Raw genomic sequence first — 18,548 nt, forward strand, 5'->3', positions numbered from 1 at the left:
AGCAGACGCGGCTGGCCACGGAATCGCCACAGCTCGCCGTCGCACGACCTGGCGCTGCGCCAGGCGGCACGCCCCTCGTGCGCCTGCGGCGCGTCCCCGGGCCAGAGGTGCGCGCCGCGGTACACGTGAAGTGCGAGTGGACGAACCCCGCCGGGTCGGTGAAGGACCGGGCGGCGTACTGGATGATCCGGGACGTGGAGACGCGCGGGCTGCTCGACGGCACACGGGCCATCCTCGACTCCACGAGCGGCAACACGGGGATCGCGCTCGCGCAGATCGGCGCTTCCCGTGGCCACCACGTGACGCTCTGCTTGCCCGCCAACGCGAGCGCCGGCCGCAAGCGCCTGCTCAAGCTGCTCGGGGCCGAGCTGATCCTCACCGACCCGCTCGAGGGGGCCGACGGCGCGCGCGCGGTGGCCCGGCAGATGGCCGCCGATGCGCCCGAGCGCTTCGTCTACCTCGATCAATACAGCAACCCGATGAACTGGCGGGCCCACTACGAGAGCACCTCGCTCGAGCTCTGGGAACAGACGCGCGGCAAGCTCACCCACTTCGTGGCCATCATGGGGACGAGCGGCACCTTCACCGGCGTCAGCCGCCGGCTCCAGGAGCTCGACCCCGCCATCCAGCGCATCTGCGTGCAACCCGACGCGGCCTACCACGGGATCGAGGGAACGAAACACTACGCCTCGACCGAGGTGCCGCCCATCTTCGACGCGAGCCTCGTGCACCGCCAGATAGAGGTCTCGACCGAGGAGGCCCAGGAGATGGCGCGTCGGCTGGCCCGGGAGGAGGGGCTCCCCACCGGCACGAGCGGTGGCGCCGCGGTCGTCGCCGCGCTGCGCGTCGCTGCCGAGCTCTCCGAGGGGCTCGTCGTGACCATCCTTCCCGACAACGTGATGAAGTCGATCGGCGAATCGGCCTGGGACGAGAAGCCATGAAACCACCATCTATGGATAGGCTCGCCCCAGAGCTGGAGGGCCGCCTGCGGCGCCACTGCGAAGCGCAGTATCCGAACGAGGCCTGCGGCGCGCTTTTCGGCGCCGGCGACGGAACGCTCTCCGCGTGGCAAATCACCGAGGTCCTCGAGGCGCCCAACACCCACGGCGACGATCAACGGCGGCGCTACCTCGTGCCCCCCGACTTCCAGCTCCAGGCGGAAAGGCACGCCCGCGCCACCGGGCAGGACGTGGTCGGCTACTACCACAGCCACCCCGACCACCCCGCGCGGCCGTCAGAATACGATCGCGCCCACGCCTGGTTCGGCTATCTTTATCTCATCTGCTCGGTCCAGCAGGGTCGGTCGACCGAGCTCAACGCCTTCACGCTGGACGAACAACCCGGCGGGGCGTTTCGGGACGTAACGCTTCACGACGCGTCCTAGCCGACCAGGCACTGTCAACCCGAACGGAGTCTCATCGATGGCCGTCTCGATTCTGATCCCCACTCCCCTGCGACGCTTCGTCGGGGGGGCCAACAGCGTCGAGGTCGAAGCGCAGACCGTGGAGGGCGCCCTGGCCGCCCTCTCCGCGAGGAGCCCCGAGCTGAAGCGCCAGCTCTTCGACGACGCGGGCAAGCTGCGGAGCTTCGTCAGCCTCTACCTCGGAGATACGAACGTCCGGGACCTCGCCGCGACGCTCGATGCGATCCCGGTGAAGGCGGGAGACGTGCTCACGATCATCCCGGCCATCGCGGGGGGCGCCTCGACGACCTCGTTCTCGCGCGAGGAGATCCTGCGCTACAGCCGCCACCTGATCATGCCCGAGGTGACGCTCGAGGGGCAGAAGCGGCTCAAGAGCGCGCGCGTCCTCTGCATCGGCGCCGGCGGGCTCGGCTCGCCGCTGTCGCTCTACCTCGCGGCGGCGGGGGTCGGGACCCTCGGCCTCGTGGACTTCGACACCGTCGACCTGACGAACATCCAGCGGCAGGTGCTGTACTCCACCGCCGACGTGGGACGCCCGAAGCTCGAGGCGGCGCGCCAGCGACTGACCGAGCTGAATCCGGAGATCGAGATCGTCCCGCACGCGATGCACCTCGCCAGCTGGAACGTGCTCGACCTCTTCAAGGACTACGACATCGTCGCCGACGGGACCGACAACTTCCCCACCCGTTACCTGGTCAGCGACGCCTGCGCGCTCCTCGGCAAGCCCAACGTCTACGCCAGCATCTTCCGCTTCGAGGGCCAGGTCAGCGTCTTCGACGCGCGTCGCGGACCCTGCTATCGGTGCCTCTTTCCCGAGCCGCCCCCTCCGGGCCTCGTCCCCTCGTGCGCCGAGGGCGGAGTGCTCGGCGTTCTACCCGGCATCGTCGGTACGCTGCAGGCGCTCGAGGTGCTGAAGCTGATCCTCGGCGTGGGCGACCCGCTCGTCGGACGGCTGCTCATGTTCGACGCGCTGGCCATGCGCTTCCGCGAGCTGCCCATCCGCAAGGACGCGAGCTGCGCGGTGTGCGGCAAGTCCCCCACCGTCACCGCGCCGGTCGACTACAACGAGTTCTGCCAGATCCGCGGCGCCGAGGCGGAGGTGGACGCGCAGGGGGTCCCGACCCTCACGGTGGAGGAGTTCCACGCGCGGCGGCAAGCCGGCGAGGCCTTCCAGCTCCTCGACGTGCGAGAGGCGCACGAGTACCAGATCGTGCAGATCCCGGGGTCGCGGCTCCTGCCGCTGAGCGAGCTGCCGGCGCGCATACACGAGCTGGACTCGACGCACACCTATACGCTGCACTGCAAGCTGACCGGTCGCAGCCTGCAGGCCTATCATCTGATGCGCAAAGCGGGCTTCGGGCGGCTTCAGGTCCTGGCCGGCGGAGTCGACGCCTGGGCCGAGCGGATCGACAAGGCCCTGCCCCGCTATTGACCGAGTACCGAGCACAATTCGCGTGGAGTAGACACTCGTCAACAGTCGTTACGGGAGGAGAGGAAGAGCATGGCTGAGGGGACCACGGGCCGTAGAACGCTCGGCGACGCAGCAGCGCGCCAGCTTGCGAACACCACCAAGACCATCGTCCAGACCCCGATCATCACGCCTCGGTGGCTACCGCGCCTGCTGTCCTGGGTGCCGGTAGAGGCCGGGACGTACCGGGTCAACCGCGCGAAGGCCACCGATACGGCCGTCGCCGTCGTCTGCTCGCAGAAGGGCGAACAGGAGATCCCGACCTCATTCGTGGACTACGTCGAGAAACCGCGCGAGTACACGCTGAGCTCGATCAAGTCGGTGCTGGGCGTGCACACGCGCGTCTCCGACCTCTACAGCCAGCCGCACGACCAGATCAAAGAGCAGCTCCGCCTGACCATCGAGAACCTGAAGGAGCGCCAGGAGCACGAGCTCCTGCACAACGCGGACTACGGGCTCTTGAAGAACGCCGCCCCGTCGATGCGCTTCCCGACGCGCGGCGGCGCGCCGACCCCCGACGACCTGGACGAGCTGCTGGCTCGCGTCTGGAAGGAACCGGCCTTTTTCCTCGCGCACCCGCGCGCCATCGCGGCCTTCGGGCGGGAGTGCACGCGCCGAGGCGTCCCGCCACCCACGGCGATGATGTTCGGCTGCCCGTTTCTGACCTGGCGGGGCGTGCCGCTCGTGCCGAGCGACAAGCTCCCCGTGAGCGGCGACAAGGCCGGCGCCAAGACGAGCATCCTGCTCCTCCGCACCGGAGAGGCGAAACAGGGGGTGGTGGGCCTCTTCCAGCCAGGGCTCGCGGGCGAGCAGGCGCCGGGGCTGTCGGTGCGGTTCATGGGGATCGACAACACCTCGATCGCCTCCTACCTCATCTCGCTCTACTGCTCCGCGGCCGTGCTCACGGAGGACGCGCTCGGGGTGCTCGAGAACGTGGTGGTCGACGCCTACCACGACTACAAGTGGCCCTAATGGACACGCCGAACGCAGGGCTCTTCGATCCCGCGTGGCTCTCCGAGCTGGCCAACGGCTACTTCCGCGCCCCTCCCGGCGCGGAGGTGCCGTCCCCGGCGCACGCGCAGCCGATAGCACCGACGGCGATGGCACCGGCGGCGATGCCAGCGACGGCGCCCATCGCACCGGCGGCGATGCCAGCGACGGCGTCCATCGCACCCGCAGCCCCTGTCGCACCCACGGCGTCCGCCGCGGGCTTCTATTTTCTCGACGAGGCGGCGTCGAGCGCGACCGCCTCGCCGCCCACTCCTCTCGTCGCCGCGCCGAGCCTCGAGTTCCTCGAGGTGCGCCCCGAGGTCGTTCCGCAGCTCGATCGCGCCGGCGGCCCGTTCGACGTCTGGGCCATCCGGCGCGACTTTCCGATCCTCGCCGAGCGCATCCACGGCCAGCCGCTCGTCTGGCTGGACAACGCCGCGACCACGCAGAAGCCGCAGAGCGTGATCGACCGCATGTCGCGCTTCTACGAGCACGAGTACTCGAACATCCATCGGGCAGCGCACACGCTAGCGGCCCGCTCGACCGACGCCTACGAGGCGGCACGCGCGAAGGTGCAGCGCTTCCTCAACGCGCCGTCGGTGCGGGACATCGTCTTCGTGCGCGGCGCGACCGAGGCGATCAACCTGGTCGCGCAGGCCTGGGGGCGACGCCACGTCGGCGAGGGCGACGAGATCGTCATCACCTGGCTCGAGCACCATTCGAACATCGTGCCCTGGCAGCAGCTCGCGGCCGAGAAGGGGGCGCGGCTCCGCGTCGCGCCGATCGACGACCGCGGCCAGGTGCTGCTCGACGAGTACGAGAAGCTCTTGAACCCCCGGACGCGGCTCGTCTCGCTGACCCACGTCTCCAACGCGCTCGGGACCGTGAACCCCGTGGGCGAGATGGTCGCGATGGCACACCGCCACGGCGCGCGCGTGCTCGTCGACGGGGCGCAGGCGGTCTCGCACCTGCGGGTCGACGTGCAGGCGCTGGCGGCCGACTTCTACGCCTTCTCGGGGCACAAGGTCTTCGGACCGACCGGGATCGGCGTGCTCTACGGGCGCTCGGAGCTGCTCGACACCACCCCGCCCTGGCAAGGGGGCGGGAACATGATCGCGGACGTGACCTTCGAGCGCACGGTCTACGAGGCGGCGCCGGCCCGCTTCGAGGCCGGCACCGGGAGCATCGTGGACGCGGTCGGGCTCGGGGCGGCCATCGACTACCTGAGCCGCATCGGCCTCGAGAACGTGGCGCGCTACGAGCACGAGCTGCTGGAATATGCGACCTGCGAGCTGTCACGGGTCCCGGGCCTGACCCTCGTTGGGACGGCGCAGGAGAAGACCAGCGTGCTCTCCTTCGTGCTCGACGGCTTCCGGTCGCAGGACGTGGGCGCCGCGCTCGACCGCGAGGGGATCGCCGCGCGATCGGGGCACCACTGCGCCCAGCCCGCTCTCCGGCGCTACGGCCTGGAATCCACCGTCCGCCCGTCGCTCGCGCTCTACAACACGCGCGACGAGGTGGACCGGCTGGTCCAGGCGCTGCTCCGACTCCGCGGGGGACAGGTCGTTCCGCCGCTGTAGAGCGCAGCCCGCCTCGCGCCTACCTTTCGAGAGCCAGCCACACGTACCAGTCGGCCGCCTCGGGGTCGAACTCGCCGATCGCCGGCGAGTAGCTCACGACGAGCGCCTGATACGGCTGGCCCGCCGTGAAGCGCGAGGTCAGGTTCAGCCCGCGCACGAGCTCCCAGGCCTCGGCCGCGGTCGAGGGCGGCGCGCTGCCGAGCGGCACGCCGGTGTTGAGCAGCCGCTTCTGCGTCGGCTCGGCGGCCGGCGCCTCGCACCCTAGCGGCGCGGGGTCCAGAAAGCCCGCCGGGAGCGGGGGGTCGTGTCCGCGCGTGGCGTCGTCGGCCCAGGTCTCCTTGCCGGCGAAGAGCACGTGCCCCGTCGGCGCGTGGAGCACCACCACCCAGCCGTCGCTGTTGCGATAGCCGAGGAAGCAGGCGAAGAAGTCCCCGGCCCGCACCACATCGGTCAGCTCGGGAGCCGGCGCCTTGAGCACCTCCGTGACATGGCGGAGCGCCGCGGCCTCGGCACTGGCCTTGTCGGGGATCGCCCGACCGTCCAGCGTGAAGACCCGATAGCCCCGCGGGACGAGGCGCTTGTAGTCCACAGCCACCGCGGCCACGCAGTAGGGGCCCGCGCAGTCGAGCTCGAGCGGCCCTTCGGCCTTGCACCAGGCGGGCGGAAGGGCGGCCGGGGGAGGCTCGCAGGCTGCAAGGAGCCCGGCCAGGAGCAGGCCCGGACCGAACTGACGACCGATCATCGCGTAACGCATCGACAGATCATAGCAAAGCCCGGCCGCGGGCGCGCCGACGGAGGTCGGGGCGCGGCCTTTGCCGCCTGCGGGTCCCCCGGCCAGGCCCGGAGGGGCTTTGTGGCGCCGCCGGACTGTGGTATGCCCCGCCCACCCTAAGCCGGTTGGGCCAAGAGGGCGACCGGACGGGGTTCAACCTCTCGCGGTACGAGGTGCCACATGGGTCAGGGATGGATCGCGCGACGCACGGGGTTCGGGCTGGGGACGTTCCTCGCGCTCACCCTCGTCGGTTGCACGAGCGACAACAACGCGTATCAAGCGGACGGCGGCGTAGCGGACGGAGCCGCCGCGAGCGGCAGCGACGGCGCCAGGCCGGGTAGCGACGGAAGCCGCCCCAAGGGGGACGGCAACGTGGTGCGCTCCGACAGCGGCGCGCCGGTTTCCGACGGCAGCCCGACGAGCCCCGACAGTCAGCCGTGGCCTACCAAGCCCTGCGGCTTCAAGCTCGGCGACAACCCGGCCTTCACCATCGGCGGCGTGAGCCGGCGCTTCTTCGTCGAGATGATCAACGTGCCCGCGGGCTACCAGGGCAAGCTGCCCATCTACTTCGCGTACCACGGGCTCGGCAGCTCGGCGTACAGCTTTCGCGGCTGGATCGACGCCGTGGCGCAGAACAAGCCCTTCATCAAGGTCACGCCGCACGCTCTGACGCCGAGCCAGTACCCCGTCTGGGACTTCAAGACCGACCCCTCGAAGAGCGTGGACATCAAATTCTTCGACGAGATGATCGGCTGCCTGAACGCCGAGTACAAGGTGGACCTGAATCGCATCCACGCCCTCGGCTTTTCGATGGGCGGCCACTGGGTGGATTATCTCGCCACGCACCGCGGGAACGTGCTCGCCTCGTTCGCGCAGGCGTCGGGCGGCTTCTTCGGCTTCGAGAAGGGCTCGCCGCTCTACTTCGAGTGGCCCGCGATGGACCTCATCGGCAAGCTGACCAACCGACCCGCGGCGCTCGTGGCCTGGGGCGGGATCAACGACAACCCGACGGGGCAGTTCTCGTTCCACGACGCGGCGCTCGAGACGATCAAGGTCTTCCGGGCCGGCAAGCTCTTCGTGCTCGCGTGCATGCACGACAAGGGGCACAAGTGGCCACCCGATGGGATCGCCAAGTTCATGTTCATGTTCTTCGAGGACCACCCGAAGGGCGTGAACCCGGAGCCCTACGCCAAGGGCCCGCCCAGCACGACGCCCTTCACGGGCACCTCGAAGGCGTGGCCGACCTGGTGCTCGGTCGCGCCGTAGACCCCGCCCGCCGTCGGTCCCGCCTTCGGCCTCCCGGTCAGTCTCGCTCGAGCAATCCCTTCAGACCCAGCAGCACCGGCGCCGCCGGCGGCAGCCAGGCGAGCGGACTCGGCAGCAGCCCGCCCAGGACGCTCCGACGGAGCTGCTGCGCCTCGGGGAGCACGCGGTTGAGGAGCGCGAGCTGGTTCGAGTAGCAGTTGTTGGTCAGCGTACTGAACCGCTCGCCCGACCGGTCGGCGACGGCGCCGGCCACGGCCTCCCGCAGCAGACCGTGCTTCTGCGCTGGGGTGAGGCGCAGCCGATGGCGGGTCAGGCGTCCGTGGTGGCGCTCGGCCTGCTGCTCGGCGTCCTGCCAGCTCGTGAGCTGATAGACCAGGCCGTAGCTGCGGCGAAAGACCCCGTCGAAGAGGGTGAAGCGTCCCCCCTTCGGCAACCGCGCGTCCACCGAGAGCACGAGCCCGGGGCTCGCCTCGCGGCCGGCGCGAACGGGTGCCGTAGGCGCGAACTCGAAGTAGAGCTGGGCGTGCGCCGCGAGCCCGAAGGGGCCCTTCCCTTCGAGGACGAAGTACACGTCCCCGAGCGCGCGTTCGGAGAACTCCGCCTCGCGGAAGATCGCCTCGCGCCGCCCGTCGGCGAGGGGGCGAAAGCCCCACCGGACATTGCCGAGGCGCAGCGTGCCGCCCGGTCCCCCGGACACGACGTAGGTCCGTTGCTGGGACGGGTGCCAGCGCGCGGCCTCGGCGGGGGATTCCCGACCGGCCGTCTCGGCCCACCCCCGCGCCGCGCCGAGCAGGCAGAGCGCGAGAGCCGCGAGGCGTAGAGGCCGCGGAAGGGTGCGCACGGTCGACCGCATGGGTAGCCCGCCCTCGCAAGCCCCGTGCCCCACGCCCCTCCGCAAGCGGACTCGCTAGTGCCGGGCCAACCGGGCGTAAGGACGAGGACCGCCCGGAAGAGGGCCCCGCGCTCGCGAGACCTCCTCCTCCGAGAATCGGGGACACGGCCAGCCGGGTCGCCCCACCCGCGCGCAGGCGGGCCGCGTCCCGTCCTCAGGCGTCGCGACCGACGAGCTCGCCGATCGAGGTCCACCCCTCGCGATCCGCGATCGCGGAGAGGTCGCGCAGGAGTCGCGCGGGGAGGCCCGGTCCTTCGTAGATCATCGAGGTGTAGAGCTGGACCAGCGAGGCCCCGGCACGCACACGCCGCACGAGCTCCTCCGCGCTACCGACGCCCCCCGCAGCCACGATAGGGAGCGCTCCGTCGAGCCGCCGGTAGAGGAGCCGCACGGCTTCCGTCGCGCGCGCCGCGAGGGGCGGCCCGCTGAGCCCGCCGGGGAGCGCCACCGCCTCGGCCCCGAGTCCCGCGCGCGAGGTCGTGGTGTTGGTCGCGACGATCCCCGCGGCCCCTGCGCCGCGCGCGACTTCGGCCACCGCCTCGAGCTCGGCGTTGGTCAGGTCCGGCGACACCTTCACGAGGAGCGGCCGCGGCTGCGACCCCGTCCGAGCCGCGACGCGCTCGGCCTGGTGACGCGCCCGCTCGAGAAGCCGCCCGAGCTGGTCGCCGAGCTGCAGGCTGCGCAGCCCCGGGGTGTTCGGCGACGAAACGTTGATCGTCAGGTAGTCCGCGAGCTCGGCGAAGCGTTCCACGAGCACCGCGTAGTCCTCGCCCGCCCGCTCGAGCGGCGTATCCCGGTTCTTGCCGAGGTTCACGCCGAGCACGCCGCGCCGCTTCAGCCCGCGGCACCGCTCGGCCACCTTCTCCGCCCCCTGGCTCGGAAAGCCGAGGGCGTTGACCACCGCGCGCTGCTCGACGAGTCGCCAGACACGCGGCCGCGGATTGCCGGGCTGCGCGCGGGGCGTGACGGTCCCCACCTCCACGTGCCCGAAGCCGAGGGCCCAGAGAGCGGGCACGGCCTGCCCCTCCTTGTCGAGCCCCGCCGCCGCCCCGAGCGGATTCTCGAAGGCGAGGCCGAAGACGTTCACGCGTAGCCGCGGGTCGGGGCGCGGGCGAAGGCGCCGAAGCGCCTCGAGCGCCGGCGGCAGGTGCGACGAGAGAGAGAGCCAGCGCACGGCCATGCCGTGGGCCGCCTCGGGGTCACGGCGCGAGATGAGCGTGCGGAAGAGGAGCGGGTAGATGCCGGGCATTGGACGGGTCGTTCTAGAACAAACGTTTCGGTTGAGCGGCGATCTGCACCACCGCCTGCGCGAAGGCCTGCGCGGCCGCCTCGCACGCCTCGAGCGTCCCCGTCAGGTAGGCCCCCGCGTAGTTCGTCTCCGTCGGCGGCGGGAAGTTCCGGACCAGCCGGACGTCGGCGGCCTTCAGCGCCGAATCCACCCCGTAGATCGCCTCGAGCGGCGTGGCGATGAGGTAGGCCATCGACTCGCCCACGGACAGATCGGCCTCCTTCGACAGGTAGTAGCCGAGCGAGGAGATCACGTGCGGAAAGAAGGTGAGCTTCCCCTCGGGGTCGGCCTGGTAGAAATGCGCCTCGCGCTCGAGACACCCGATGCACGCCGACAGGCCGCGCTCCACGTCGGCCGGGTCGCGCGCCGCGAACATCCCCAGGATCTCCCCCGAGGTGGGGCCCGAGGCGCTCGCCGCCCCCGCGTAGAACGAGCGCGCGAAGACCACCTCCACGGGCGCCTGCTTGGTGGCCTCGTCGAGCGCGGTGTAGAGCGCGTCGTCCAGGTCGCAGGTGATGAGCCCCACGGCGGGGAGCTCGTCGCCGTCGAAGCCGTACGCGCGCGCGAGGCTCGCGTCCACGCGCGGGATGATGCGCGTCGCGAGCACCTGCGGGATCACCGGGTCCAGCACCGCCATCGTCGTCTCCCTCTCCCTAGAAAGTGCGCCAGACCGGGGGGGCCTACCGGGCCCGACCGGCCTACCGGGCTCGCCCGGCCGTCGGGCTCTCCAGTCGAGTCAGGTCGAGCTTCACGCCGGAGGTCCGCTGCTCGAGGATGGCCTGGATCACACGGGCCGCGTGGAGCGCCGCCTCCTCGGGCGCGATCCCGCGCGCGTGGATGTTGCTCACCGCCTGCTTCTCCGCGTCGGTGCGCGCCACGTGGGGGTCATGGACCAGGTAGGCGCTCATCCCGTCGCCGGTGCCGAGCCCCGGTCGCTCGCCGATCAGGATCACCCCCACCCTGGCGCCGACCGCCTGCCCCACCACATCCACCAGCCGAGACCGCGCGTGGCGCACGAAGACCAGCGTGCCGACCTTCAGGCCGCGGCGCTCGAGCTCCGGCACGAGCCGCGCCAGCATCGCGGGGGCGTTCAGCATCACCGCGTTGGCCGAGAGGCCGTCTCCGACGACGAGCTGCACGTCGGGCTGCTTCGCGCACCTCTCGGCCACCGCACGCATCGACGCCGCCGAGAGCTTGCGGCCGAGGTCCGGGCGCGCGAGGAACTGCTCCGGCGTCTCGGCCTCCGTCTCGAGCGGCAGCATCCCGTGCTGCTCCGCCCAGCCCGCCGGCACCTGGCTCTCGACCGCCGCCTTGGCCACCGCGAAGCGCGTGAGGAAATCGAGGAGCGTCTCGGTCCGGTAGCGCAGGCCTGCGCGCCCCACCCCGACCAGCGCGGGGGTCGCGCGCCTCAGCTCCGCGAGCGCCGCCGCGTTCTTCACCGGCAGCGGGGGGGGCAAGACGAAGCGCGCGGCGGAGTCGCCCTTCCGCACGGTGTCCCGCGCCAGGCGGCTCCCGGGCGCGAGCGGCCGGTGCACGAGCGGCGCGGGCGGCGGGACGGCCCCCGGCGTGGGTCGCCCGTCGATGCGCGCGCGGAGCTCCTTCATCAGCCGCGAGGTGGTGGAGCTCATCCGAGCACCGTCGGGTCCCCGAAAGCCGCCGTCGGCTGCCCGTCACGCAAGAGCCCCAGGCGCTCCATCCACTGCTCGAACTCGGGGGCGGGCCGGTAGCCGAAGACCGACCGCACGGTGGCGTTGTCGTGAAAGCTCGACGAGTTGTAGTTGAGCATGATGTCGTCGCCCATCGGCAGGCCCATGTAGAAGTGGCACCCCGCCGCGGCCAGCACCACCGCCAGGTTCTCGAGCTCGTTCTGATCGCACTTCGCGTGGTTCGTGTAACAGACGTCGCAGCCCATCGGCAGGCCCGCCAGCTTCCCCGCGAAGACGTCCTCGAGGCCGGCGCGCGTGATCTGCGGCCCGTCGTAGAGGTACTCGGGGCCGATGAAGCCCACCACGGTGTTCACGAGAAAGGGCTTCCAGCGCCGCGCCAGCGTGTAGTTGCGCACCTCGAGGGTCTGCTGGTCGCCGCCGTGGTGCGCGTCCGACGAGAGCGCGGACCCCTGCCCCGTCTCGAAGTACATGCGGTTCGGCCCCGTCGCCGCACCGAGCTCCTGGACCATCTGGGCCGCCTCGTCCATCAGCTTGACGTCGATGCCGAAGGCGCGGCAGCCCTTCTCGGAGCCGCAGAGCGACTGGAAGAGCAGGTCGAGCGGCGCGCGGCGCCGGAGCGCCTCCATCTGGATCGTGACGTGCGAGAGGAGGCAGTTCTGCGTCGGCACCTCCCAGCGGCGCATGTGCTCCTTGGTCACGGTGAGCAGCTCGACCGTGCGCTCCACCGTGTCCGTCGCGGGGTTGATGCCGATCACCGCGTCTCCCGTGCCGTAGACCAGCCCCTCGCGGATCGAGGCCACGATCCCCGCCGGATCGTCGGTGGTGTGGTTCGGCTGCAGGCGGAAGGACATGCGCCCCGGCAACCCGACCGTGTTATTGCAGCGCACCACGAGCTGGATCTTCTTCGCCGCCACGACCAGGTCGAGGTTCGACATCAGCTTGGCCACGCCGGCGATGATCTCGGCGGTCAGCCCCGGGGAGAGAGCGCGCAGGTCCTCCCCGCGCGTGCGGTCGTCGAGGATCCATTCGCGGAGCTGGCCCACGGTCCAGCTGCCGACCTGACGGAAGGCCTCCTCGTCGAGGTTGTCCTCCGTCTGACGCGTGACCTCGTCGAGCTCGTACGGCACGACCGGGTGCTCGCGCAGCTCCTTCAGCGTGAGCCCCGCCAGCACGGACTTCGCCGCCACGCGCTCTTTCGGGTCCCGCGCCGCGACCCCCGCGAGCTCGTCGCCCGACTTCTTCTCGCTCGCCTTGGCCAGCACCTCCTTCACGTCGGAGAAGAGGTACCGCTCGCCGAGCAACGTGGTGGATAGCGCCATCGCGGGCGCAGTCTAGCTCGCGCGGCGCAAAGGGATCAAATCACAAACGCCGAGGCCGTCACGGGGAAGGGTCTCTCGAACACTACCGCCGGCGCCTTCCGCTCCGCAGGAGGGCGCACGCCGCGAGCAGGAGCAGCGTGACGCCGCGCAGCCCCGGCCTTCGCCCGCCCGCGCTGCAACCTCCGGCCTCACCGCTGTCGTCCTGCGCGGCCGAATCGGGCGTAAGAGGCGGAGCCTCCGGCGTGGGTCCGTCGGGGATCGGGCCGAGCCCCTCGGCCCGGAAGGTCAGGGTCACCGGCTTCGACACGTTCCCGGCCTCGTCCCTGGCCACGAGCGTGACCGTGTACTCCCCGTCGCCGGGGACCGGGATCATGAGGGGACTCTCGGCGGGGGCGCGCGGGGTGTCCTTCACCAGCCGCGCCGGACGCCCGTCGGCGGGCTTCGCCTCGGCCTTCACCTCGAGACTCAGCTCCGTCCCCTTGCTGCGGTCGTCTTCCGCCTCGAAGCCGATGCGGACCTCGCGCTCGGTCACCACCGGCGGCGGAGCGCTGGTCACCCGCAGCGTCGGCGCCACCCCGTCGACCTCGACGACCGACACCGCAGGGGTCCCGTCCACGTTGCCCGCCAGGTCGTGCGCGCGCACGGCCACCTTGTAGCGCCCCTCCTTCAGCTCCACCGAGCGCATGCGGCCGAAGCTCACCTCGGACCAGGCGCCGTCGTTCACGCTCCAGCTGTAGCGGAGCAGCTCGGTCGGGATCTGGCCGTCCCTCCCGGTCGCCTCGTAGAAGAAGCGACCGGGCTGCACCACGCGCCCGGGTTGCTTGGAGAGGTCCGTCGAGGGTGCGCTCGTGTCCTGGACGGGCGCGCGGTGGAGCTTGGTGTAGAGCGTCAGGTAGTCGCCCTGCACGGCGCTCCGAGCGATGTAGATGTAGTACGGGTCGAGGATTCCCCCCTGCTTGTGGAGGATCTGCGGCAAGAGCTCCATCTGGCCCAGCTTCGCCTGGAGCAGCGGCATCACGACGCTCTGCAAGAGCGCCTTGATCGCCGTGGTGTCGAGGTTGAGCCCCGCCGGGTCGGTGGCCTTGGCTTCGAGCGCCGTGATCTCACCCGAGGTCATCGCGAGCTTCACCTCGCTCGTCCCGGGGTCGAGCTCGAGGCGGATCTTCAGGGCGGCCTGCACGGTGAGCGTCACGGTGGTGGGCCCGTTCTGCCCCTCCGCCTGGATCGTCGCCTGGTAGTCCTTGACCTTCAGCTCGAGCTCCGGCGTGCTCCCCGGCAGGAAGCGCATCTCCGGCGCGCGGTGCCCGTGGGCGTCCACGCGCTGCACCGACCGCATCCCGAGGAGCGAACACCCGGCCGCTACGTTCGCCTGGTTGTTGTCCTTCTTGATCTCCTCGTAGGTCACGCAGAAGCGTCCCGACTTCCACGCGGCGACCACCGCCTCGCCCACCGTCTTGGACGAGATCCCGAGGCCCAGGTGCTCTCCCGTCGCCCAGCTGAAGCTCGGCGCGCTCGCAGCGGGCGTGAAGGCGGGTGCCGCCTGGAACGTGCACTCCTTCGTCTCGGGACCCTTGACCCCCACGTCGGCGCCGAGGAGCAGCCCGTTCGACTGGGCCTGCACCTGGCTCAGGGTCCCCGTCACGAAGAAGCCGTTCCCCGACCCGCTGAACTGCGTGAAGCTGCCGAGCGCGCTCTCGACCTCGGGGGGGATGCTGCGCTGCGCCAGCCCTTCCAGGTGGCCCGACACGGCCTTCACGATCTGCCCCTTCGCGTGCGGCAGGATCACGTTCGCCACCGTGCCGACGAAGCCGCAGGAGGGGACCTCGAGCTGCACCTGGCTCTCGGGCACCTCGATCTTGGCCTGGGTGTTCTTGAGCTTCACCTTCCCCGCTTCGAGCTGCGGCGTGAAGGTCACCCGGAGCTGCCCCTCGGCCACCGAGTAGTTCACCCGGCACGCCACCGACGGACCGACGCAGGGGACGGCCTTCGCGTCGAGGCTCCCCTTCACCGACACCTTCGCGGTCACCACGAGCTGGGAGCTCGCGCTGGAGAGCGTCATCGACCGGACCTGCACGTCTCCCTTGATGTTCGTGGCCGAACCCGAGAGGCAAGGCCAGCTCCCCGAGCCGCCCGGCATGGTGAAGCTCTTCGGCAGGTGCGGCGGAAGCTGGCTCGCGACGAAGTTCAGCCCCTCGGGGGAGACCTGCGCCGCCGCGTCCTTGGCGTGCGCGTTTCCGGCAAACCCGGACAAGAGCAGTACCGCCAGCAAGCGTGTGGTCAGGCGGCGCATGTGCACAGGGCTCCCACGATGGAGCCGAGTACATCCAAGAATCGTTCCTACTCGCGGCCCACTGGTACCACGCACTTGGGCCGTGCCGGTGGTGTGTGCCGGCCCCACGTGGCCCCAGACAGCGGCACAGCTGTCCCCAGAAGAAGGGGCCGCCCTTCTACGCGCCGAGCCGCGCCAGGCGACGCAGGCCGACCCCGAGCAGGCTCAGCAGCGCGAAGAGCGCGAGCAGCATCCCCCAGGGAGGAGCCTGGCCACCGACCGCGCAGCCCCCTTGCACGTCGATGGACGGGACCTGTTGGCCCTTGCCCGTGGGGGTCGTCCCCGCGAAGGGATAGACGAAGCACACGCCCGCGACGTCATCCGCCTCGAGGCTGCGCTTGTCCGTCTCCCCTTGCGGCGTCTTCGTGTACATCGTGGCCTTGTCGTCGTCCACGTGCCCGAGACCCAGGATGTGCCCCACCTCGTGCGTCACCACGTTCTGGATGTCCGTGGTGATCTTGGTCTTGTCCTCCGTCGAGGACCAGAAGAAGTTGTAGCCGTTCAGATCCATGTCCGCGTCGACGAGCTCGCCGGTGTCGTTGTTGTAGATGAGGATCGTGATCGCGGCCATCTCGGTCGTCACCGAGGCATCGGTGACTCCGGTGGGGGGCCAGCGCTCCTCGCGCCAGACGAGCACGTTCTTCATGTCCGGCTTCTCCCCCTTGCCGAGAGAGATGTTGGTCCGGTTGAGGGGCGTCGTGCCGCCGAAGTCGAAGGTGATGTCGGTGCATGAGGGGCTGGCCCAGGCGTAGAACGACCGTTTCACGGCCCCGAGGGTCTCGCGCAGCGGGACATCACCCGAGCCCTTCTCGTGGACGTAGTAGGTCAGGCGGCGCGCGGGCCAGTACAGGAAGACGTTGGGCTTGCCATCCACCGCCGCGCGAACGAAGGCCGCCGCGGGGGCCGAAACCCCCGCGGCGCCGAGAGCAACCACCATGAGAAGGAACGGACGGACCCGCGGATCACCAAGGAAGGAGCGAAAGCTCAGCACCCAGTTACTTTACCACCGAGAAGCCCTTTGCAATGGAGTCGTCGATCTTCGTCGGGTCGATCGGGTGGCTCGAGCTGTTGTTCACGTTCAGGTCGAGCAGCGAGGTGCCCGGCACGTAGATCAGGCGGTTCGTGTCCTTCTGGTTGGGGAGGAACACGATATCGAAGTCCTTCACGTCGGCGCCGTTCTTGTCCACAGCGCGCGAGGTGGCGTTGAGCAGGCCCACCGGGGGCGCGTTCATGCAGCCCGGCTGCGCCGGCACCACGAAGTCGCCCGTTCCGCCGCCGGAGGTCACGCTGTAGGGCGTCAGGTCGCGAGAGCCCCGCACGTTCGGGTCGGCGTCGAGCGCGGGGTCCGGGTTGTTCCAGAAGTTCGTCCAGCTCTGGTGCTTGATCAGCACGTAGATGCCGGTCCGGTGGTAGTCGTCGCGGTAGTTGAAGGTCGGCGGGTTGACGTACGCGTAGACCATGCCGGTCGCGTACATGTTCTGGTACTGGCCGTTGTCGCGGCTCGCGTTGTTGAAGGCCAGGTTGACGATGACGTGCTTGCTGGCCTGGCTGCGGAGCCATGCCTGCGAGTACTGCACGGTGAGCCCCACCTTGTTCTCGCCGTCGGCCGCGTCCTTCGTGGAGGCCGACCAGTCGAAGACGCCGTTGCGGTCCACGTCCACGATGATGTCGTAGACGCCCAGGTCCTGGCTCCCCTTGGGGGCGAAGCCCGTGTTCGTCGCGGGGAGGCGCCCCTCGGCGTCGGTCTTCGCGGTCACCGGGCCCGCGAGCAAGTCGGTCTCTCCGCGGGCCGGGAAGGGCCGCCGCTTCCACTGATCGCGGTCGCGCACCACGTAGATGCTGACGGTCGCGTTCCGCGGGAAAGAATCGCCCGCGGCGTAGACGGGCCCGGCCACTTCACCCGGGTCCGCGCCGCCCACCACGAAGGCGTTGATGGCTTTGCCGCTCGCGTCGGCGGCGTACACGTTCGGCGGCGCCACCTCGTCCACGGCGAAGCCGGGACCCTCGAGGAAGAGGTGCCCCTTCACGGCGATGGCGCCGTTGATGCGGTTCGTGCCGTCGTCGAGCGTCACGGTCAGCAGATCGCCGACCTTCACGCCGTCGGAGAAGAGCCCGATGTCGTGGGCCAGCGTCGAGGCGGGCACGCGGCCCGTCGTGTCCGTGAGGAGCCCGCCCACGAACTGGTACGAGGCCCCGTTCGTGACCGTGAGCTGGTACTTGGTGTTCGGGCGCAGCGCGTCGCTGACCGCCTCGCTCTCCACCAGCAGGGCGTCGTTCAGCCGCAGGACGTTCAGCCCCTGGGAGCTGGTCAGGGCCAGCCGCGCCGACTGAAAGGTCACGTCGCCGGCCCGCCCGTACTGGGTGCCGTCCGAACCGCAGGCCGCGATGCCGAGCGTGGTGAGAATGACACCAAGGGTTCGACGATACATGGGCAATGCTCCCTCGCTGGTAACAGGCCGAAGAGTAGCAAGTCCAATACCAACTGTGGGCATCGTTCTGGATCCACGGTTTATCTCGTAATCGCAGCCACTTGTGGGCCAAGTGAGGCGATGTGCGTGCGTTCATCACGGAAACGGCTGACCCTAGCGCGACGCGGAGAGCCTCCGCTGCGTCGCGCTACACATTTGTGATTATTTAGTAAAACGAGAGGGAGGGACGTGCCTCGGCCGTCCCCCCCTGGGGTCCCGTCCCCCGCCGGATCTCGCCTCTGCCTGGGGCCAACTGTCCTTTGCGGCCCGTCGTCCGGACGAGGATCCGGCGCCGGGCCGAAGGTAGGGGACCGCCCCCGGAAAGCCGCTACTGCGGGCGATGCAGGCCGATGGTCAGGTAGCCCGCGCCGAGGGGCGCCACGAGGTAGGGGAACTGCAGCCCCTTCGCGGCGGCCGCGATGGTGTAGTCCTGCAGGTCCGGCTTGGTGATCACGATGAACTGGCCGAAGACCCCCGTCGCCGCGCGCGCCGACTCGAAGAGGGTTTGCTGGCCGGCGTTGAAGCGCGGGTTATCGCGCACGTAACGCACCGTGGACCCGGGATTGGTGCGCGCCGACGCCCCTTCGAGGGCCTTCATCGTCCCCTCCTTCAGCGCCACCACCTGTCCGAGGTAGAGCGCGTGCGTCTCGACCCGCGCCTTGGCCTCGGCGACGACGCCGTCGTAGAGGCCGCCGCGCATGGAGAGCGCGAAGGCCTCCACCCCGAACACGTCCCCAGCATCGGTGCGTACCGGCTGCGCCTGCAGCGCCGAGAGGTACTTGAACTCGCCCGACGCGTCGCTGATGAAGACGTACCCCGGGCCGCCGACCGGCACGCCCTTCAGCGTGAAGCCGCCGTCGGGGCCGGTCTTCTCGGACGCGACCGCGGTGTCGTAGAAGAGGGCCACCTTCATGTTGGGCGCACCCTTGCACCCGGCCGCGCTCAGGCAGCTCTCGAAGTCCACCACGCGCCCCTTGACGGTGAGGGTCGGCTTGGTGCCCGGAGTCGTGCCTCCCGTGGAATCCACGCAGCCCACCATGGCGGCGGCGAGGAGCCCGAGGGTGCAGAACGCGCGCATGCTCGTCC

The 18,548-nt window shown here is 70.3% G+C and carries 16 protein-coding genes; 6 read left to right on the forward strand and 10 right to left on the reverse strand.

Annotation, left to right across the window (positions count from 1 at the left end; genetic code table 11):
* Positions 1-11 precede the first annotated feature (11 nt).
* The 5 genes from IT371_03465 (at position 12) to IT371_03485 (ending at position 5,461) form a co-directional block, all read left to right on the forward strand.
* Complete coding sequence (locus IT371_03465; GenBank protein ID MCC6746689.1) at positions 12-941, forward strand: cysteine synthase family protein; 930 nt, start codon at positions 12-14, stop codon at positions 939-941.
* Positions 938-1,384, forward strand: coding sequence for a M67 family metallopeptidase (locus IT371_03470; protein MCC6746690.1), 447 nt, complete (start codon positions 938-940; stop codon positions 1,382-1,384). Before IT371_03465 ends, IT371_03470 begins: the two co-directional genes overlap by 4 nt.
* A gap of 37 nt (positions 1,385-1,421) precedes the next feature.
* Entirely contained in the window at positions 1,422-2,855 is a 1,434-nt protein-coding gene (gene moeB, locus IT371_03475; protein ID MCC6746691.1) for a molybdopterin-synthase adenylyltransferase MoeB, read from the forward strand.
* Between the two features lie 69 nt (positions 2,856-2,924).
* Positions 2,925-3,863, forward strand: coding sequence for a hypothetical protein (locus tag IT371_03480; GenBank protein MCC6746692.1), 939 nt, complete (start codon positions 2,925-2,927; stop codon positions 3,861-3,863).
* Positions 3,863-5,461 carry a cysteine desulfurase gene (locus IT371_03485; GenBank protein MCC6746693.1) on the forward strand — a complete coding sequence of 533 codons (1,599 nt, stop codon included), beginning with the start codon at positions 3,863-3,865 and terminating at the stop codon, positions 5,459-5,461. The genes IT371_03480 and IT371_03485 overlap by 1 nt, the downstream gene beginning before the upstream one ends.
* Before the next feature lie 19 nt (positions 5,462-5,480).
* On the opposite strand, the gene IT371_03490 is transcribed toward IT371_03485, so the two are convergent.
* Complete coding sequence (locus IT371_03490) at positions 5,481-6,215, reverse strand: hypothetical protein (GenBank protein MCC6746694.1); 735 nt, start codon at positions 6,213-6,215, stop codon at positions 5,481-5,483.
* Positions 6,216-6,413: 198 nt separating this feature from the next.
* Here IT371_03490 and IT371_03495 point away from each other — a divergent pair, with 198 nt between their 5' ends.
* A complete protein-coding gene (locus tag IT371_03495; protein ID MCC6746695.1) occupies positions 6,414-7,499 on the forward strand; it encodes a hypothetical protein in 1,086 nt (361 codons plus the stop codon).
* 37 nt (positions 7,500-7,536) lie between these two features.
* Here the strand turns inward: IT371_03495 and IT371_03500 are convergent, their stop codons facing one another.
* From IT371_03500 to IT371_03540, 9 genes are all read right to left on the reverse strand, one after another.
* Positions 7,537-8,352, reverse strand: coding sequence for a DUF4105 domain-containing protein (locus tag IT371_03500; GenBank protein ID MCC6746696.1), 816 nt, complete (start codon positions 8,350-8,352; stop codon positions 7,537-7,539).
* Positions 8,353-8,545: 193 nt separating this feature from the next.
* Positions 8,546-9,640: a quinone-dependent dihydroorotate dehydrogenase gene (locus IT371_03505; GenBank protein ID MCC6746697.1), complete on the reverse strand. Its 1,095-nt coding sequence runs from the start codon at positions 9,638-9,640 to the stop codon at positions 8,546-8,548.
* 13 nt (positions 9,641-9,653) lie between these two features.
* Complete coding sequence (eutL, locus tag IT371_03510; GenBank protein ID MCC6746698.1) at positions 9,654-10,316, reverse strand: ethanolamine utilization microcompartment protein EutL; 663 nt, start codon at positions 10,314-10,316, stop codon at positions 9,654-9,656.
* Between the two features lie 61 nt (positions 10,317-10,377).
* Positions 10,378-11,307: an ethanolamine ammonia-lyase subunit EutC gene (gene eutC / locus IT371_03515; protein MCC6746699.1), complete on the reverse strand. Its 930-nt coding sequence runs from the start codon at positions 11,305-11,307 to the stop codon at positions 10,378-10,380.
* Positions 11,304-12,665 (reverse strand): ethanolamine ammonia-lyase subunit EutB, encoded by a 1,362-nt coding sequence (locus IT371_03520; protein MCC6746700.1) that lies wholly within the window; start codon positions 12,663-12,665, stop codon positions 11,304-11,306. Before IT371_03520 ends, eutC begins: the two co-directional genes overlap by 4 nt.
* An 82-nt stretch (positions 12,666-12,747) precedes the next feature.
* The gene (locus IT371_03525; GenBank protein MCC6746701.1) at positions 12,748-14,955 is read right to left on the reverse strand and encodes a hypothetical protein; all 2,208 of its coding nucleotides are present in this window, start codon (positions 14,953-14,955) and stop codon (positions 12,748-12,750) included.
* Between the two features lie 157 nt (positions 14,956-15,112).
* Positions 15,113-15,931, reverse strand: coding sequence for a matrixin family metalloprotease (locus IT371_03530; GenBank protein ID MCC6746702.1), 819 nt, complete (start codon positions 15,929-15,931; stop codon positions 15,113-15,115).
* Positions 15,932-15,989: 58 nt separating this feature from the next.
* Entirely contained in the window at positions 15,990-17,423 is a 1,434-nt protein-coding gene (locus IT371_03535) for a hypothetical protein (protein MCC6746703.1), read from the reverse strand.
* A gap of 367 nt (positions 17,424-17,790) precedes the next feature.
* Positions 17,791-18,540, reverse strand: a complete 750-nt coding sequence (locus tag IT371_03540) for a hypothetical protein (GenBank protein ID MCC6746704.1) — start codon at positions 18,538-18,540, stop codon at positions 17,791-17,793.
* Positions 18,541-18,548 lie beyond the last annotated feature (8 nt).

Source organism: Deltaproteobacteria bacterium (assembly GCA_020848905.1).
In the GTDB taxonomy this organism is placed as follows: Bacteria; Myxococcota_A; Polyangia.

What these genes read in the sequence shown, in the direction of transcription:
- moeB (MCC6746691.1), top strand. Translation starts at nt 1,422, where the DNA reads ATGGCCGTCTCGATTCTGATCCCCACTCCCCTGCGACGCTTCGTCGGG.
- IT371_03495 (MCC6746695.1), top strand. Translation starts at nt 6,414, where the DNA reads ATGGGTCAGGGATGGATCGCGCGACGCACGGGGTTCGGGCTGGGGACG.
- eutC (MCC6746699.1), bottom strand. Translation starts at nt 11,307, where the DNA reads ATGAGCTCCACCACCTCGCGGCTGATGAAGGAGCTCCGCGCGCGCATC.
- IT371_03540 (MCC6746704.1), bottom strand. Translation starts at nt 18,540, where the DNA reads ATGCGCGCGTTCTGCACCCTCGGGCTCCTCGCCGCCGCCATGGTGGGC.
- IT371_03470 (MCC6746690.1), top strand. Translation starts at nt 938, where the DNA reads ATGAAACCACCATCTATGGATAGGCTCGCCCCAGAGCTGGAGGGCCGC.
- eutL (MCC6746698.1), bottom strand. Translation starts at nt 10,316, where the DNA reads ATGGCGGTGCTGGACCCGGTGATCCCGCAGGTGCTCGCGACGCGCATC.
- IT371_03525 (MCC6746701.1), bottom strand. Translation starts at nt 14,955, where the DNA reads ATGCGCCGCCTGACCACACGCTTGCTGGCGGTACTGCTCTTGTCCGGG.
- IT371_03485 (MCC6746693.1), top strand. Translation starts at nt 3,863, where the DNA reads ATGGACACGCCGAACGCAGGGCTCTTCGATCCCGCGTGGCTCTCCGAG.
- IT371_03535 (MCC6746703.1), bottom strand. Translation starts at nt 17,423, where the DNA reads ATGTATCGTCGAACCCTTGGTGTCATTCTCACCACGCTCGGCATCGCG.
- IT371_03480 (MCC6746692.1), top strand. Translation starts at nt 2,925, where the DNA reads ATGGCTGAGGGGACCACGGGCCGTAGAACGCTCGGCGACGCAGCAGCG.
- IT371_03490 (MCC6746694.1), bottom strand. Translation starts at nt 6,215, where the DNA reads ATGCGTTACGCGATGATCGGTCGTCAGTTCGGTCCGGGCCTGCTCCTG.
- IT371_03530 (MCC6746702.1), bottom strand. Translation starts at nt 15,931, where the DNA reads ATGGTGGTTGCTCTCGGCGCCGCGGGGGTTTCGGCCCCCGCGGCGGCC.
- IT371_03500 (MCC6746696.1), bottom strand. Translation starts at nt 8,352, where the DNA reads ATGCGGTCGACCGTGCGCACCCTTCCGCGGCCTCTACGCCTCGCGGCT.
- IT371_03505 (MCC6746697.1), bottom strand. Translation starts at nt 9,640, where the DNA reads ATGCCCGGCATCTACCCGCTCCTCTTCCGCACGCTCATCTCGCGCCGT.
- IT371_03520 (MCC6746700.1), bottom strand. Translation starts at nt 12,665, where the DNA reads ATGGCGCTATCCACCACGTTGCTCGGCGAGCGGTACCTCTTCTCCGAC.